Annotated in this window: 13 protein-coding genes; 11 read left to right on the top strand and 2 right to left on the bottom strand. The window is 54.1% G+C overall.

Features of this window, described 5'->3' with window-relative positions; translation table 11 throughout:
- Positions 1–18 precede the first annotated feature (18 nt).
- On the top strand, positions 19–645 hold the full coding sequence (locus ABD920_RS01380) for a lipoprotein signal peptidase (protein ID WP_345156343.1): 627 nt from the start codon (positions 19–21) through the stop codon (positions 643–645).
- 197 nt (positions 646–842) lie between these two features.
- Here the strand turns inward: ABD920_RS01380 and ABD920_RS01375 are convergent, their stop codons facing one another.
- On the bottom strand, positions 843–1,448 hold the full coding sequence (locus ABD920_RS01375; RefSeq protein WP_345156342.1) for an HAD family hydrolase: 606 nt from the start codon (positions 1,446–1,448) through the stop codon (positions 843–845).
- Between the two features lie 174 nt (positions 1,449–1,622).
- On the opposite strand from ABD920_RS01375, the gene ABD920_RS01370 reads away from it, so the two are divergent.
- The 9 genes from ABD920_RS01370 to ABD920_RS01330 all read left to right on the top strand — a co-directional run bounded on the left by ABD920_RS01370 (position 1,623) and on the right by ABD920_RS01330 (position 13,039).
- The gene (locus ABD920_RS01370; RefSeq protein WP_425568529.1) at positions 1,623–3,467 is read left to right on the top strand and encodes an ABC transporter ATP-binding protein; all 1,845 of its coding nucleotides are present in this window, start codon (positions 1,623–1,625) and stop codon (positions 3,465–3,467) included.
- Positions 3,468–3,741: 274 nt separating this feature from the next.
- The gene (gene rnr / locus ABD920_RS01365) at positions 3,742–6,021 is read left to right on the top strand and encodes a ribonuclease R (protein ID WP_345156340.1); all 2,280 of its coding nucleotides are present in this window, start codon (positions 3,742–3,744) and stop codon (positions 6,019–6,021) included.
- A gap of 151 nt (positions 6,022–6,172) precedes the next feature.
- Entirely contained in the window at positions 6,173–7,147 is a 975-nt protein-coding gene (locus ABD920_RS01360) for a polyprenyl synthetase family protein (protein ID WP_345156339.1), read from the top strand.
- Between the two features lie 265 nt (positions 7,148–7,412).
- Complete coding sequence (locus tag ABD920_RS01355; protein ID WP_345156338.1) at positions 7,413–8,036, top strand: rhomboid family intramembrane serine protease; 624 nt, start codon at positions 7,413–7,415, stop codon at positions 8,034–8,036.
- A 100-nt stretch (positions 8,037–8,136) separates the two neighbouring features.
- Positions 8,137–8,607 carry a fasciclin domain-containing protein gene (locus tag ABD920_RS01350; RefSeq protein WP_345156337.1) on the top strand — a complete coding sequence of 157 codons (471 nt, stop codon included), beginning with the start codon at positions 8,137–8,139 and terminating at the stop codon, positions 8,605–8,607.
- Positions 8,608–8,786: 179 nt separating this feature from the next.
- Entirely contained in the window at positions 8,787–9,212 is a 426-nt protein-coding gene (locus ABD920_RS01345; RefSeq protein WP_345156336.1) for a hypothetical protein, read from the top strand.
- A gap of 177 nt (positions 9,213–9,389) precedes the next feature.
- Entirely contained in the window at positions 9,390–11,168 is a 1,779-nt protein-coding gene (locus ABD920_RS01340; protein ID WP_345156335.1) for an SLC13 family permease, read from the top strand.
- Positions 11,169–11,379: 211 nt separating this feature from the next.
- Complete coding sequence (locus ABD920_RS01335; RefSeq protein WP_345156334.1) at positions 11,380–12,198, top strand: 3-keto-disaccharide hydrolase; 819 nt, start codon at positions 11,380–11,382, stop codon at positions 12,196–12,198.
- 58 nt (positions 12,199–12,256) lie between these two features.
- On the top strand, positions 12,257–13,039 hold the full coding sequence (locus ABD920_RS01330) for a DUF2490 domain-containing protein (RefSeq protein WP_345156333.1): 783 nt from the start codon (positions 12,257–12,259) through the stop codon (positions 13,037–13,039).
- 92 nt (positions 13,040–13,131) lie between these two features.
- On the opposite strand, the gene ABD920_RS01325 is transcribed toward ABD920_RS01330, so the two are convergent.
- A complete protein-coding gene (locus ABD920_RS01325; protein ID WP_345156332.1) occupies positions 13,132–14,988 on the bottom strand; it encodes an ABC transporter ATP-binding protein in 1,857 nt (618 codons plus the stop codon).
- Between the two features lie 511 nt (positions 14,989–15,499).
- Between ABD920_RS01325 and ABD920_RS01320 the strand changes: the two genes are divergently transcribed.
- Positions 15,500–15,958, top strand: a complete 459-nt coding sequence (locus tag ABD920_RS01320; protein ID WP_345156331.1) for a hypothetical protein — start codon at positions 15,500–15,502, stop codon at positions 15,956–15,958.
- The last annotated feature ends 584 nt before the right edge of the window (positions 15,959–16,542 follow it).

The raw sequence follows: 16,542 nt of genomic DNA, 5'->3' as shown, positions 1-16,542 counted from the left end.
CCTGCTTAACAGCCATATATGAAATATCTGAAATATTACCTTGCCGCGCTTGCCGTTATCCTCGTGGATCAGGCTGTGAAGCTGATTGTGCACTACAACATGGAGATGGGCCTGCCCGGCGAGATACACCTGATCGGGGACTGGCTGAAGCTGCACTATACCCTGAACCCCGGCATGGCCTTTGGTGTGGAGCTGGGCTCCGAATACGGCAAGCTGCTCCTGACGCTCTTCCGGCTGGTGGCCATGTTCGGTATCGGCTATTACCTGTATTACCTCGTCAGCCACCGGGCACCGAAAGGGCTCATCTGGTGCATTGCCCTTATCCTGGGCGGTGCCATCGGCAACCTGATCGACAGCACGTTTTACGGTGTGTGGTTTGATAATGCCGCCTATGGCGCTGTCACGCCCTGGTTTCATGGGCAGGTAATCGACATGTTTTACATCGATATATGGGAAGGTATCATACCGAACTGGGTACCTGTTTTAGGGGGGCAGCCCATGTCGCTTTGGCCGATCTTCAACGTGGCCGATTCCGCCATTTTCATAGGCGTGCTGCTGATCCTGTTTAACCAGAAGCGCTTCTTCGGAGAGCACGAAGAGGAGCCGCAGCATAAAAGCATGATGGAACGGGAGCAGGGATTATAGATTCTGCTTCCACTTATATATATAAAAGGGGCTGCACCATCAGGAACAGCCCCTTTTTTATATATAGGACCTTGAGACCTCGCGGTGTTCAAAGATCCCGCGAGCGTCTGCACTACGAAGCCATAGCCATTCCCGCCAGAGGCTCGCAGGAGCTGTGCACGCTCCGGGATCTTTCAGATCTTGTGAGGCAGTGAAATCTAAAGAATTCCCTTTTCCTGCAAAGCCTCCCGCAAAGTCTCCGGTGAGGTAAAGTGGATGAATGCAATCCCGAGTTGCTCCGCCGCTTTGATGTTGCGCAGGTTATCGTCAATAAACAGCGCATCTGACGGATGCACGTCATACCGGTTCAGCAGCGTGTGGTAAAACGAGGCGAAAGGCTTGCGGTCTTTCTCCGTGCCTGACACCACCGTGCCATCGAACCAGCTTAAGAACTCATAGCGCTCCTGCGCGATCGGGAACGTCTCCGCCGACCAGTTGGTGAGGGCATACAGGTTGTACTTCCCGCTCTGCTTCAACTCCCGGAATATCTCTACCGTGCCCTCAATAGCGCCGCCCAGCATTTCTTCCCAGCGGCCGTAAAAGGCGCGGATATTTTCGGCGTGCTCCGGGTGCTTGGCCTCCAGCAGTGCTGTCGCTTCCTCCAGCGGACGGCCCGCATCCTGCTCCTCGTTCCAGTCCGGGGTACAAACATGCTCCAGGAAATGCCGCATCTCGGCTTCGTCCTCAAATATTTTGCGGTACAGGTAGTGCGGGTTCCAGTCGATCAGCACCGCGCCCAGATCAAAAATGATCGTTTTCGTCATAATCTGTATTCTCAAAATGTAAGGTATAAAAGTACTGCGTGTCTCTTAGCTTCGCAAATGGTGGGGCATGGCTGTGTACGTTCGGTGCGATATAGACTGCTGATTTATCTATAACCCGTCACAACAATCAGCAAGAGACAACCAACAATCCTTTAAAACCCTTATTTTTACCTGATGCCCAAACCCAGCTTACCCTTGGCTACTCTTAAACCAATTCTGCAGGTCAAAGATTTAGAAACCGTTTTCGCCACGCGCCACGGCATAACCACAGCCGTGGACAAGGTTACGTTTGCCATATATGCGGGCGAGACGGTGGCCATTGTAGGCGAGTCGGGCTCAGGCAAGTCAGTGACGGCGCTGTCGGTGCTGCGCCTGCTCAGCACGCCACCGGGCCGGGTTGTGGGAGGAGAGGCCATTTTCCAGTCGGGGAAGTTTGGCGAAGTAGACCTGCTTCAGTTGCCTGAGAAGCAAATGCAACAGCTGCGCGGCAGCGAGATCAGCATGATTTTCCAAGAGCCCATGTCGTGCCTGAACCCGGTGCTCACCTGTGGAAAACAAGTGGCAGAAGTGCTCCTGTTACACACTACGCTAACAAAAACGGCCGCCAAAGCACGCACGATTCAGCTTTTTGAGAAGGCAAAGCTGCCACGGCCTGAGAAGTTATACGATGCTTATCCACATGAAATCTCCGGCGGCCAGAAGCAGCGCGTGATGATCGCCATGGCCATGGCCTGCGAGCCGGGTATCCTGATCGCCGATGAGCCCACGACGGCGCTGGACGTAACGGTGCAGGCGCGGATGCTGCAGCTGATCGACGAACTGCGCGTGAAAGAAAATACGGCTGTTCTGTTCATCACCCATGACTTGGGCGTGGTGGCCGAAATAGCAGACCGTATCCTGGTGATGTACAAAGGCAAAGTGGTGGAACAGGGCAAGGTGCTGGACATCTTCACAAATCCGCAGCACCCTTACACAAAAGGGCTGCTGGCTTGCCGCCCAAAGCTCTCGGCTGTGCCGCATTCTGTGCTGCCTACCGTTTCCGATTTTATGGGGGAGGATGGCGCGGGCAACATCATCGAGAAGAAGAAAGCTATATATAATCCGTCTTCGGCCGAGGTCGTGAACGGTTATTCAGGCTCTGCCACGGACCAGCGGCAGGAGAGTCAGCAAAAGCCACCGCTGTTTGAGGTAAAGGACCTGAAAGTGTACTTCCCGGTCAGGAAAGGCTTTTTTGGCCGCACCACCAGCCATATTAAGGCAGTAGACGGTGTGAGCTTCGATGTGCAGCCCGGCGAGACCATTGGGCTGGTGGGGGAGTCGGGCTGCGGCAAAACCACGCTGGGCCGGGCACTGCTGCGGCTGGTGGAGCCTACGGAAGGCAACATTCTTTTTAAGGGCCGCGACCTTGGCCAACTCAGCGCAGAAGAGCTGCGCAGGAGCCGCCGCGATTTCCAGATGATCTTTCAGGACCCGTATGCTTCGCTGAACCCGATGCATACCGTGGGCGCGGCCATTATGGAGCCGATGCAGGTGCACAACCTGTACGGCGACAGCAAAGAACGCCGTGGAAAAACGATGGAACTACTTAATATGGTGGGCCTTAAGCCGGAGCACCTCCAGCGTTATCCACATGAGTTTTCAGGGGGGCAGCGGCAGCGCATCAGCATTGCGCGCGCGCTGGCACTGCAGCCAAAGTGCATCATCTGCGATGAGTCAGTGTCAGCTTTGGACGTGTCGGTGCAGGCGCAGGTGCTGAACCTGCTGAACAAGCTGAAGCGGGAGTTCCAGATGACGTATATCTTCATCACCCACGACCTCTCCGTGGCCCGGTATATGTCAGATCGCATTCTGGTGATGCACAACGGCCGGATCATAGAGCGCGGCACGCCAGCAGAGCTTTTCCGGAACCCGCGGCAGGAGTACACCCGCACCCTGCTCAGCGCCATACCGAAGGGAGAACCCGGGGACATCATCGCGGCGCAGCAGAAGCGGGAGGCGATGAAGGTTGCGGGCCTATAGCCCCTCGCATCGGGCGAAAGCCCTGTAGGAAGAAAAGAGCGGAATGTAACAGCTTTAGCGTAGCAGCAAGTACAGGTACCAAGGTACCTATATGGCGCTCTTTTACAGCGCAATGTTCATATATGGAATATTATATATAAATTGGACTGAAAATTAACCCGCCAATTTAGCCATACGACCACATCCGGCGTATAGTGGATAAACTATTTAAGCAAAAGTTTGTAAGTTAGGAGTGGCCGCTGTTTTAGTGGCTGCCAGATGCATTAAAAGCTACATGAGAAGTAAAAAAAATAAAGGCGGCGACGAAAGCCGCAGCGACCGCAGCAGCTCCAGAGGACGGGGCGAATCATCATCCAGAGGAAACAGTTCATCCAGAGGCAAATCATCCGACAGAGGAGGCTCCTCCTCCCGGCGCAGCGGCGGTTCCTCAGACCGCAAAGGAGGCCCTAAATCAGCGAAAGCGCTTGTACTAGAGGCCTTTTCCAACAGCCCGGACACCGTATATACCGAACGCTCCCTGCATCGCCGCCTTGGCGTGACAGACAAAAAAGGCCGCGAGCAGGTACATGAAATCCTGCACGCTTTGGTAAAAGAAAACAAGCTGCTGCCGATCGACGACGACAAGTACATGATGAACCTGAAGGTGGACATCATCACGGGCCGCGTCGACCTGGCAAACAGCAAATACGCCTATATCGTGTCGGAGGGGCGCGAGGACGATGTGCGCGTGTACCGCGAGCACCTGAAGTACGCCATGGACGGCGATACAGTGAAGGTGGAAGTGTCGCCTACAGTGCGCGGCGGCCGGCAGGAGGGCGTGGTGCTCGAGGTGCTGGAGCGCTCCCGCACCGAGCTGGTCGGGATTATGGAGCTGTCGAAAAACTTCGGCTTTGTGGTTCCTGATTTCAAGAAGCTATACTTTGATGTGTTTGTAGGGGAGCGCGGCCTGAACGGCGCCAACGCCGGCGATAAAGTGCTGGTGAAGATAGTGGAATGGCCCAGCAAACCCGATAAGAATCCTACCGGCGAAGTAATCCGCGTGTTTGGGCCGGCCGGTGAGAACGAGGCGGAGATTCACTCCATCATGGCGGAATTCGGGTTGCCGTTTGAGTTCGATGAGTCGGTGGAGGAAGAGGCAGAGAGCATATCGGATAAGATAACGGCCGCCGAGATTGCCAAGCGCCGCGATTTCCGCGACGTGACCACCTTTACCATAGACCCGGCAGACGCCAAAGACTTTGACGATGCCCTTTCCATCCAAAAGCTTGAGAACGGCAACTACGAGATAGGCGTGCACATCGCCGACGTCACGCATTATGTGCATCCCAAAACCATTCTGGAGAAAGAAGCCTTCCATCGGGCCACTTCGGTGTACCTCGTCGACAGAACCATCCCGATGCTGCCCGAGCGCCTTTCTAACGGCCTTTGCTCGCTCCGGCCAAATGAAGAGAAACTGACGTTTTCGGCGGTGTTTGAGCTGGATGAGAACGGGAAGCTGCACGAGTCCTGGTTTGGCCGCACCATCATTTACTCCGACCGGCGTTTCTCCTACGAGGAGGCACAGGAGCGCATCGAAACCGGCAAAGGCGACTTTGTGGAAGAGATCAACATCCTGAACGGCATCGCCAAAAAACTCAAAGACAAGCGCTTCAAAAACGGCGCGATCAGCTTTGAGACGGTGGAGGTGAAGTTTAAGCTGGATGAGAAAGGACGCCCGCTGTCGGTATATGTGAAGGAGCGCAAAGACGCACACAAGCTGATCGAGGAATTTATGCTGCTCGCCAACAAAAAGGTGGCGGAGTATGTCTACAACCTCGGCAAAGGCAAGCGCCGCCCTACCATGGTGTACCGCACGCACGGCCAGCCCGACCCTGACAAACTGAGCACCTTCTCCCTGTTCGCCCGCAAGTTCGGCTACAAGGTGGATCCCGACGGCGATATATCCGAAGAGCTGAACAACCTGACGGAGGAGATTGAAGGCAAGCCGGAGCAGAGCGTACTGCAGAACCTGGCGATACGCACCATGGCCAAAGCCAAGTACAGCACCGAGCCGGAAGGTCACTTCGGCCTGGCCTTCGAGCATTACTCCCACTTCACATCGCCCATACGCCGTTATCCCGATATGATGGCGCACCGCCTGCTGCAGCACTACCTCGACGGGGGCAAGTCGGAGGACAAGGAGGAGTATGAGGAACGCTGCCGCCACTCCTCTGAAATGGAGAAACGCGCCGCTGATGCCGAACGTGCCTCTATCAAGTACAAGCAGGTGGAGTTTATGAAGGACACCATCGGCAACCAGTACAAAGGCATTGTGTCCGGTGTCACAGAATGGGGTATATTTGTGGAGATCGAGGAGAACAAGTGTGAGGGCATGGTGCGCCTGTCTGATCTGAACGACGATTACTACGAACTTGACTCGGCCAATTACCGCATCATCGGCCGCCAGAACAAGCGCATTATATCGTTTGGCGACGAGGTGATGGTAGAGGTGAAAAGCGCCAACCTGGCCGACCGCACCATTGACCTGACGTTAATAGAAACCTTGAAAAAATAGTTAAGGAAAGCCTTTTAGCGATGCGTTTACATGTGTAGCCAAGCATACAGTCCCCTCCTTTAAACAAGGAGGGGCGAGGTGCTGTTGGAAACTGAGCAAAAACACATAGGCGACACACCTACTTATCACGGACCCGTTACATTTCAATTCAGTGGATATCAGCACCCTTTCCGAAAAGATACATCATACCCTGTCCACGTTGCGTTACGGTGAGCACCCGGTGGAACTATATGAGCCGATCCGGTATATCATGGCGTTGGGCGGCAAGCGCGTCAGGCCTTTGTTGGTGCTGTTATCGGCTAAAATGTACGACGAGGATGTAGAAAAGGCCCTTTTGCCTGCTGCAGCGGTAGAGGTTTTCCACAACTTCACGCTCATGCACGACGACATCATGGACAAGGCCCCGCTGCGCCGCGGCGAGCAAACCGTGCACGAAAAGTGGGATGCCAACACGGCTATCCTGTCGGGCGACGTGATGGTGGTGCGGGCCTACCAGCTGCTGCTGGGGGTGGAGCAAAGCAAGCTGGCGCAGGTGCTGGAACTCTTCAGCGAAACCGCCGCGCAGGTGTGTGAGGGCCAGCAACTGGACATGAACTTCGAGCGCCGGGAGCAGGTAAGCATCCAGGAATACATCCACATGATCACGCTGAAGACGGCGGTGCTCTTAGGCTTTAGCCTGGAACTGGGGGCCATTCTCCAGAGCGCCCCGCTGGTGGACGCGGAGAACCTCAAGGACTTTGGTATCAACGTGGGCATCGCCTTCCAACTCCGCGACGATTTGCTGGACGTGTATGGCGACAAGGCCAAGTTCGGTAAGCAGGTGGGCGGCGATATCCTGTCGGATAAAAAAACCTTTCTGATGCTGACGGCGCTGGAACAGGCTAACGCGGCGCAGCGGCAAACCATCATCAGCTGGCGCGACAAAACGGACAGCAGTATAGCCGGGGAGAAAGTGGACGCCATCACGGCCATCTATAACCAGCTCAACATCCGGCACCAGACAGAGCAGCAGATCGATTCCTACTTCCGGAAGGCGCTGCACCACCTCGATGCCGTTCAGCTACCCGAGGAGCGTAAAAGCACGATCCGGGGCCTGGCCCTGCAGCTGATGGAGCGGGATAATTGATGGCTGAATGGTTATATTGTTAAATGGATTGGTTCGCAGCGATGGTTAACTATTAGGTTGCTGATTATTGGTTCGGAGGTGTAGCTAATTGTTAGGTTGTTGGTTGCTGATTGTCGCTTCGCAGTTTTACCAGGAGTTTATATATAGCGAATAACTATATCCTATTCAATATCCACATAGCCATTAAACCATTCAGCCATTTAGCTATTCAATCATTCAACAACATAATAATTAACAGCTAACAATTAACTACCAACAACCAGAAATGAGCGTTACCCTTATATTAATTATCATTACCGTCGGAATATCCCTGTATGCCTTTCAGAACGAGAGCCTGATGCATAAGTGGATTTTCCAGCCTTACGCGGTGCAGCGCGACAACTCTTGGTACCGTTTCGTTACCTCGGGCTTTCTGCACGCCGATTTCACGCACCTGTTCTTCAACATGTTCACGCTGTTCTTCTTCGGGCAGGCGGTGGAGCAGACGTTTGCGGTTATTTTCGGAGCCGAGACGGGCATCCTGGTGTACCTGCTGCTCTATATAGGAGGCATCATTATTTCGGATATCCCCACTTACTTCAAGCACCGCAACGATCCGCCTTACCGGGCGTTGGGCGCTTCGGGCGGCGTGGCCTCGGTGGTATTCTCCAGCATCCTGTTTTATCCCACCAACGATATATGCCTGTACGGCCTGCTTTGCATTCCCGGATTTATCCTGGGCGTGCTCTATATCCTGTACTCGTACTACTCCGGCAAACGCATGGGCGACAACATCAACCACGATGCGCACTTGTATGGAGCCGTGTATGGTTTCGTACTAAGCCTGGTGCTGGTGCCTCGGGCACTGCCGAGCTTTGTGGAGCAGATCGCCAACTGGCGCCTGTTCTGATGCAGGAGAGGTCTGTGCAATCCTGATCAACCTGGGTCGGGGTTATGTAGCTGTTTTATATATTATTACGTATATATAACCAGTGATAAAACATCGGACCATGAGGGGATTGCACCATCGGTTATATATAGAATTTACGGTACTGGCACTTCTGCTGGCGCTGGGCAGTCCGGCGCAGGCGCAGGACGTGGCAGCCCGCATGAACATGATCGAATACATGGTGCAGGAAAGGCCGGTGCTGGCAAACCTCATCACCAAGGCGGGCCTCACCCCGATCCTCTCCGACGCCGGTCCTTATACCATCCTGGCCCCGCCTGAGGCAGAGCTCAAAAAGCTCAAGGACCTGCCCGCCGTCAGGTTAAGGGCGGTGCTGTCAGGCCATATACTGCAAGGTCTTTATCAGGAGAAGGACTTTAAGGACGGGGCCACCATCCAGACGCTGGCCCACACCAACATCAGGGTATGCCGTAAGAAAGACTATACCCTCATCGACGGCATGCAGATCGGCCACGAGCCTGTGGAGGTAAAAAATGGGATATTACACAGCCTCTCCGGGAAGCTGAATCTATAAACTACCCTCTTTCTGAAGTAAACTGAGTGCAAAATAAGCTGGGAAGCAGGAGAAGAGTTTTCTGCCTGGGAGGCAGCATTAACTACGGATTGTTTTCTTTAAATCTTCTTATTGCATAATAGAAACTAAGCATTATGAAATGCTTTGGCTGTAGAAGTACGTAGAAGAAGTAACAACCTATGTACAATACAGACCCTCATACCGCCCCAGAAGAGTCCAAAATAGTAGTGGCTCATAACCCCTGTTATGAGCTTATATACGACAATAGTAAAAATAGGATATACCTAACGGTGAAGGGTTTCTGGAAGAACAGGGAAGCCGTGCCGCACTTCCTGGATGATTTGCAGAAAGCCCTCCGGCTGGTTAAGCCAGACTTCAGCCTGCTGTCGGACCTGCGCACCATGCTAACGCATCCGCAGCGCCTCAGCAGCCTGCACATCGAGGCGCACAACCTCATTAAGTTAGCCGGCCTGTCAAAAGCCGCGATTGTGGTACCCATTGACCGGATCGCTACCCTGCAGGTGGAGGAAATAAACAGCAAAAGCACGATGTCTTCTGAGAACTTCTCCTCTGTTGTGGAGGCGGAAATCTGGCTGACTGCCTGATTTTGTTTCCCAAACTGCACATTATCAATAAAATATAAAGCCTTTTGTAGGTTTAGCCGTATCAGGCATATATAATTTCACTTTCTGGACTTTGCCTGCTGCTGATTTTGCCGGAACACGTGCTAATGCGGTATAAAGCACCCGAACGCAGGCAGCTATAGCTTTTCTACCGCGCCTATGACCTTTGAGATTGCGCTTGTGCTTGGGATAATAACACTGGCAGTGGTTCTGTTTGTGTCTGAGCGCCTGTCTATCGACACTGTCGCAATCCTCACCATGGTATTGTTTATGGTCACCGGCGTCCTGACCCCGGCAGAGGGATTTGCGGGCTTCAGCAACCCTGCCACCCTTACCGTGGCAGCCATGTTCATCATCAGCTCAGCCATATTCAAATCGGGGGCCCTCAACAGCATCGGCATTGGCCTTACCCGGATCGGCCGCAAGAATTACCTGCTGTGCCTTTTCTCCCTCATGCTTATCTCCGGCACCCTGTCCGCGTTCATCAACGATACTGCAGTGGTGGCGCTGCTTATGCCCGTCGTGATCCAGTTAAGCAAGGACATCCGCGTCAGCCCGTCCAAACTGCTGATTCCGCTGTCGTTCAGCGCGCTGCTGGGCGGCGTTTGCACCCTCATCGGCACCTCCACCAACATACTGGTCAGCGGTATTGCAGAGGCGCAGGGCGAGGAGCCGCTGCGGATGTTTGAGTTCGCGCCCGCCGGCTTGTGTTTTCTGCTGGTAGGTGTTGCCTATTTGTTTTTCGTGGGCAGGCATCTGCTGCCCAGCCGGAAACTGGCGGAAGACCTGTCCGAGGACTTTAACCTGGGGCAGTACCTGACGGAGGTGGTGCTGCTGCCGGATTCCCCCTCGGTGGGGATGGCCCTGGAAAAAATAGGGCTGGTGCAGAACCTGGATGTGCTGGTGATGCAGGTAACGCGCCGCAGGCAGAAGATCCCGGTGTACCCCTCCCTCATTCTGCAGGCGAACGATGTGCTGAAGGTGCGTTGCGGCGTGGAGAAGCTGAAGTTGCTGAAAGAGGAAAAAGGCATCCAACTGAAGTCCGAGCGCAAGTTCGACGACAATAACCTGCGCCTGACCGACAGTAAGCTCTATGAGGCCATCGTCACACCCAACTCCTATATGGAGGGTAAGTCGTTGAAGGAGCTGGATTTCAGGGCCTATAACCACGGGGCTTCAGTGCTGGCCATCCGCCACCGCGATGAGATTGTGAACGAGAAGCCCGGCCACATCAAGCTCTCTGCCGGCGATGTGCTGCTTATTGCCGCTAACCAGGACCAGGCGGAGAAGCTGCGGAACAACGAGGACCTGCTGATCATCTCCCAGACAGAGCACAGCCGGTTCAACTACAGCAAAATCATCCCGGTTATCCTCATCAGCGTGGCGGTGGTGACGGCGGCGGCTACAGGCCTGGTGCCGATTGTGCTGAGCGCCATGGCAGGGGTGGTGTTGCTGATACTTTTCAAGTGCATCCGGGTGGATGAGGTGTACAAGGCGATCGACTGGAAAGTGATTTTCATGCTGGCGGGCGTGCTCTCAATGGGCGCCGCCCTCGAAAAAACGGGCGCCGCCAAGCTCCTGGCCGATTTCCTGATTGCGGGCGTCGGCGACTACGGGCCGCACGCGCTGCTGTCGGTGTTCTTCTTCATCACCTTTATGACCACCAACTTCATGTCGAACAACGCGACGGCGGCCCTGCTTGCGCCCATTGCCATCGTAACCGCTCACGAGTTGGGAGTGAGTGTGCGCCCTTTTCTGATGGCGGTCGCCTACGGGGCCTCCCTCAGCTTCATGACACCCATGGGCTACCAGACCAACACCATGATATATGGCCCCGGCAACTACCACTTCATAGATTACCTTAAGGTGGGCACTCCGCTCAACCTGCTCTTCTGGCTGCTCGCCTCGCTCATCCTGCCGTATTTCTTCCCGTTTTAAGTTGAGGCATATATAAACGGGTGTTCCACGTGGAGAAGGTACCGGCGGATATATAGGGTATATTTACCCGAAGCTTCCTATATTAGCAGGAGCAAGGCTGCTACGAGTAAGTCAAGCAGATCATTAAATAACCTACTACACCTTCCACAGATACAAGATGTCAAGAGAAATTACCCTAAGAAACCGAGCGGGGAAATATGCCGCCTGGGTTTTGGCCTTTGCCCTCCTGGCCTGCACCTCGTCTGCGCCGGAGCAAAATATTGCCGAAGCTGAAGAAACCAAACCAGCCGGAGAAGGAGAGTGGGTATCGCTTTTCAACGGGAAGGATATAGAGGATTGGATCGTGAAGATACATCACCACGAGGTGGGGGAGAACTTCGGAAACACCTTTCGGGTGGAGGACGGTATGATTAGGGTGCGCTACGACCAGTACGACGACTTCAACGAGCAGTACGGGCACCTTTATTACAAGCAGCCCTTCTCCAGTTACCACCTGGTGGTGGAGTATCGCTTTGCCGATGAGTGGCATCCGGACGCGCCGGATTACACCATCCGGAACAGCGGCGTGATGTTCCACTCCCAGGACCCGAGAACCATGCCGCGCGAGCAGGACTGGCCTATATCGGTGGAGATGCAGTTTCTGGCGGGCCTGGGCGATGGCAAGCCGCGCCCCACCGGCAACATGTGCTCACCGGGCACGGACGTGGTATATGAAGGCAAAATCGACCCCCGGCATTGCATCAACTCCAGCTCTGAAACCTACGACATAGACGAGTGGGTGCGGGCGGAGCTCATTGTTCTGGGAGACTCGCTGGTGAAGCACATCATCAACGGAGACACGGTGCTGCAATATACCAAGCCGCAGATTGGCGGCGGCGTGGTCAACAATTTTGACCTAGCCCTGAAGCAGGACGGCAAGCTCTTGAGTGAGGGATATATAGCCCTGCAAAGCGAGGGCCAGGCCATCGACTTCCGCAAAGTGGAAATCAAAGAGCTGGGAAAGCCCGGGGTGCCTGAAACCTCCAATTAGAAACAGGCTATATCGCTGATTAATATACAGGGGAGGGGCAGCAAGCGCTGTGGGTAGCATGAAGAAACGCGGTATATACCTCGTCGGGATGATAGGGCTCCTTTTCGCCTCACCGCTGTTTGCCCAAAGCCTAGGGAAGCAGGTGACAAAGCAGCAACTGGTTACATACACCTATAATAACACCCTTGCTTTCAGGCCTAAGTGGGCTCTAACTACGGAGATACAGGAAAGGAGGTTCAGAAACCCGGATGAGCAGCACCAGTTCCAGATCAGTAGCCGCTTGTACTACAGCCTGGGTAAAAGCTGGGGTGCTTCGGTGGGATTTGCCTATTTGCTGCAAAGCCCCCAGGACCCTCATGCAACCGACGATCTTGTAGTGCCGGAACTCCGGCCGTACGTCCAGTTCGACTACAGGCAGCGCATTGGCAGGCTTTCTATTGGGCATCGTTATATGATAGAAAAGCGCTTCTTCAGAAATACAGCCTACGGCGAACTGGCGAAAGGGTATAATACTAATTATCGTTTCAGGTATCGCCTTGGGTTAGAGTATCATATAGCAAACATCAACAACCTGCCACTACAGGTGAAAGCAAGTGAAGAGATTCATGTTAATGCCGGGAAGAGCATCCTGTACAACAGGTTTAACCAGAACCGGATATATGTAGGACTGAACTACGCGTTGCACAAGAATATCAATATAGAGGCAGGCTATCTGTACTGGTTTCAGCAAAGAGTGACAGGAAACCAATTTTTCAGCAGGGACATCATCAGCCTAATGATCTTTCACAAAATTAATCTTAATAAGAAGGAGGATGCGGATCCGGCAGATATAAAAAAGTAGCGTGTTTCTTTTAACGTGTCCTTTGCTCCGTTCTGACCAACAGCTTATATAGGATTTAGCCACCTATATCCCACCCCAAAAATCTTACTTACTTACATATAGCCTTTCGCCTGCAGCAGGAAGAGCTCCGCATACTTGCCGTTCTTGGCCAGAAGTTCCTCGTGCGTGCCCAGCTCCTTTAGCTGGCCCTGCTCCAGGAACAGGATACGGTCGGCCATGCGCACCGTGGAGAAGCGGTGGGAGATAAGGACGGCAGTGCGGCCCTCGATCAGTTCGGAGAAGCGCAGGAAAACCTCATGCTCGGCGCGGGCATCGAGGGCGGAGGTGGGTTCGTCGAGAATCAGGAGCTGCGCGTCGCGCATATAGGCGCGGGCCAGGGCCACCTTCTGCCACTCTCCGCCCGAAAGCTCCACTCCTTTGTCGAAGCGCTTGCCCAGCACCTGGTCATACTTGTCCGGCAGGCGCTGGATCACGAGGTCGGCGAGGCTCTTTTGGGCAGAGCCCTGGATCCGTGCCTTGTCCAGGATATTGCTGATCTGGCCGATGGCAATGTTGTCGGAGGCGGTCATCTGGAAGCGCACGTAATCCTGGAAAATAATGCCGACCTGGTGGCGCAGATCGTTCAGGTCATACGCACGCAGGTCCTCGCCGTCTAAAAGTATGCGGCCTTCCGACGGCTCATACAGCCGTGCCAGCAGCTTCACCAGGGTGGTTTTGCCGGCGCCGTTCTCGCCCACCAGCGCCAGCTTCTCGCCGGCCTTCAGATGGAAAGACAGGTGCCGTACGGCCCACCGTTCGCTGTTGTGGTACTTAAAGCCGACGTTCTCGAAGGTAAAGCCCTGCCGGATAGGCCGTGGCAGGGGCAAAGGGTTGACAGGCGGCGTGATCTGTGGCCTCAGCTCCAGGAAGTCGAACAGGTCCTGCAGGTAGAGGGCGCTCTCCGCAATCTGGGAGAAGCGCGTCATAATGCCCTGCAGCAGGCCGCGCATATTGCTGAAAGAGCCGGCCAGGAACGTGAGGCTACCGATCGTGATGACGCCCATCACGGTGTTAAACAAAATGAATATATAGGCGCCGTAGTAGGCGAGGGTGCCGATGGCCGAGAGGGCGCTGCCCCAGATGGCCCGCTTCACGGTAATGCTTTTGTTTAGGGTGTAGTACCTGTCGGAGAGTTCCTTGAAACGGCTGGCTAGGAAACCGGACAGGTTGAAGGTCTTGATCTCTTTGGCGGTTTCGTCGGAGGCGCCTATATAGCGCAGGTAGTCCAGCTCGCGGCGCTCGGGCGTCCAGGAGCGGGAGAGGGAATAGGTGCGCTCGTTGAAGTGGCTTTCCCCCAGAAAGGAGGGCACCACGGCAACCAGCAGAATCAGGATGAGCCAGGGGTTGAACGCAATCAAACCGGCTGCCAGGAAGCCGATGGTCACCATATCCTGCACCTGCGACAATACCTGCGACATGAGCACCACCCGCGTCACTGTTTGCCGCCGGGCCCGCTCCAGTTTGTCATAGAAAGTGGCGTCCTCGAACTGCGCCAGGTCCAGCGTGGCGGCATGCTCTATGAGGGTAACGGAGGTGCGGTTCGAGAAAAGGTCGCCCAGCAGGCTGTCCATCAGGGTGATGCCCCGGTTGATGAGGTCCGACAGCACGGCCAGCCCCAGTTCCAGCGCCACCAGCACCCACAGGTAGCTCAGGTCGCGCTCACCAGCCACGTCTATCAGCCGCACCACCTCGTCTATAATCAGCTTGCCTATATAGAGCATCGTAACAGGCAGCGCCGATTTAAACAGGCGCAGCAGCATGTTGGCGATGGTCATGCGCGGGCTTGTCTCCCAGATCAGCCGGAAAAACTTAGGCAGGTTTTTCAGCGCGCCCAACTGCTCCCGGAAGCTTTTCTTATTGGTGTCGTTCTGGCCTGCAGCAGCCCGTGTGCCTTTTCTGGGGTTGTCCATATCTACTTCTCTCCGTGCCTTCGCCATGATGGCATATACCTATACCTCCCGGGGCGGAATATGTTTGACGCTTGTCGCCTGTGGGGTATAAAGTTAAACGATATTTTTCGGGGAGAAGCAGTATGCCTCCCCGGGAACCGGGACTGCAGGAGATAAAGCCTGTTGATGCACGCTACTACGTGCCGGTAAGGAACTCAATTAAATAGCGGATAGCAGCAGACATACAAACTCCCAAATACTGCTCCCGGGATACTTGCCCGTATTATATAGCCCAAGTTGCGCTATAAAAATCTGCTGACTGAAAACCTGTCCCTTCCTGGTGGGGAATAAAAACACCTTTTCTGCGTGAATTCCCCTCCAAAGGTTGGGACCCCTTGTCAACGGAGTGGCGGGTGTGGGCATGTTTCGATATGGTAAGTGCAGCGCAACGTGGGCTATATCGGTAGCGGCGAGACAGCATCCTCTTTCGGAAGAAGCATCTGAAACCCCCTTTTTGCAGTATGGTATCTGTATGACGAGATACCTGCTGTACTTCCTGACGGGCTTTGCCGTGGCCACGTTCATCCTGTTCTTCAGGGGCTACGGGGGTGCGCCGCACACGGTGTACTCCGATGCGGCCCTGGTGGGGGCGATGACGCTCTTTGGGATGGCCTCGTGGCTCACGCTGTTTAAGGTGAAGCCCGGCGCGCTGCTGGCGCTGCTGTGCCTGCTCACGATGGTGCCCTGGGCCGTCAGGGCCTGGCAACGGATATTGGTCTCCGAGGTTTCCTTTATACAGGTGATACTGATCGTGCATGCCGTCATGTCGGGGCTGGTACTGCTTTCGCTTATCGTTAGCCTGCGTTACGTATTCAGAAGGGGTTCCTGGGGGTCGGGCACCACCGCGCCCGGGTTCCTCCTGAAGATCATCCTCGCCCTCATCCCGCTTGCTGTGGTAGTAACCTGGTTTATCCTGATGCCAAAGCTGTAAAGAACGCGCATGAGTAAAGTCGGGGAATAGCCGGCGCCTTTGCGTGCCTTCAGCAGGCATGCAACCCTCTCACCAGCAGAGCCACCTTGCCTGTATTACTCCTGTTCCTTGGAATAATATAAAATGCGCTTACTGCTTCAGCTACAATGGCTGCTCTATAAAGAACGCGGTTTCCGGAGCACGGGCAGAGGACAGGCAAAGGCAAGAACTTTAGGGGCATATATGAGAAAAGCCCCAACGAATGCTGGGGCCTTCTCTCACCTTAAAACAAACTAATCTAAACTTTACTAACCTTATTTTTTGTCTACGAAACCTCTATTGCGGGGCAGGAGCGCGTCTTTTCTTGAATAGCTTTGGCTTTTGTAACAGCAGCGCAAACCGGAAAATGAAAAATAGTTGTAACAGTACTTGTATGTCAAGCAGCCGCTATATAAATTAGCTATTCAGATTTCCCTTCTCCTTAAATCGGGTGCAAAACTACTATTTAGTTTTTTGTTGCGAAAGAATATGGCATAATATTTTTGCTCCATATCCGATTTTAGTCTTAACATATTTATAATTAATATTTTAGGTTCCGAAAAAAA

This window comes from Pontibacter saemangeumensis, from assembly GCF_039541895.1.
Lineage (GTDB): Bacteria > Bacteroidota > Bacteroidia > Cytophagales > Hymenobacteraceae > Pontibacter > Pontibacter saemangeumensis.
Note: the sequence above shows the minus strand (reverse complement) of the source record. Positions and strands in the feature narration are given on the sequence as shown.

Bases quoted from the DNA above. Each gene is read 5' to 3' on its own strand.
- ABD920_RS01380 (WP_345156343.1), top strand. From the start codon at position 19: ATGAAATATCTGAAATATTACCTTGCCGCGCTTGCCGTTATCCTCGTG.
- ABD920_RS01375 (WP_345156342.1), bottom strand. From the start codon at position 1,448: ATGACGAAAACGATCATTTTTGATCTGGGCGCGGTGCTGATCGACTGG.
- ABD920_RS01370 (WP_425568529.1), top strand. From the start codon at position 1,623: ATGCCCAAACCCAGCTTACCCTTGGCTACTCTTAAACCAATTCTGCAG.
- rnr (WP_345156340.1), top strand. From the start codon at position 3,742: ATGAGAAGTAAAAAAAATAAAGGCGGCGACGAAAGCCGCAGCGACCGC.
- ABD920_RS01355 (WP_345156338.1), top strand. From the start codon at position 7,413: ATGAGCGTTACCCTTATATTAATTATCATTACCGTCGGAATATCCCTG.
- ABD920_RS01350 (WP_345156337.1), top strand. From the start codon at position 8,137: ATGAGGGGATTGCACCATCGGTTATATATAGAATTTACGGTACTGGCA.
- ABD920_RS01345 (WP_345156336.1), top strand. From the start codon at position 8,787: ATGTACAATACAGACCCTCATACCGCCCCAGAAGAGTCCAAAATAGTA.
- ABD920_RS01340 (WP_345156335.1), top strand. From the start codon at position 9,390: ATGACCTTTGAGATTGCGCTTGTGCTTGGGATAATAACACTGGCAGTG.
- ABD920_RS01330 (WP_345156333.1), top strand. From the start codon at position 12,257: ATGAAGAAACGCGGTATATACCTCGTCGGGATGATAGGGCTCCTTTTC.
- ABD920_RS01325 (WP_345156332.1), bottom strand. From the start codon at position 14,988: ATGGACAACCCCAGAAAAGGCACACGGGCTGCTGCAGGCCAGAACGAC.
- ABD920_RS01320 (WP_345156331.1), top strand. From the start codon at position 15,500: ATGACGAGATACCTGCTGTACTTCCTGACGGGCTTTGCCGTGGCCACG.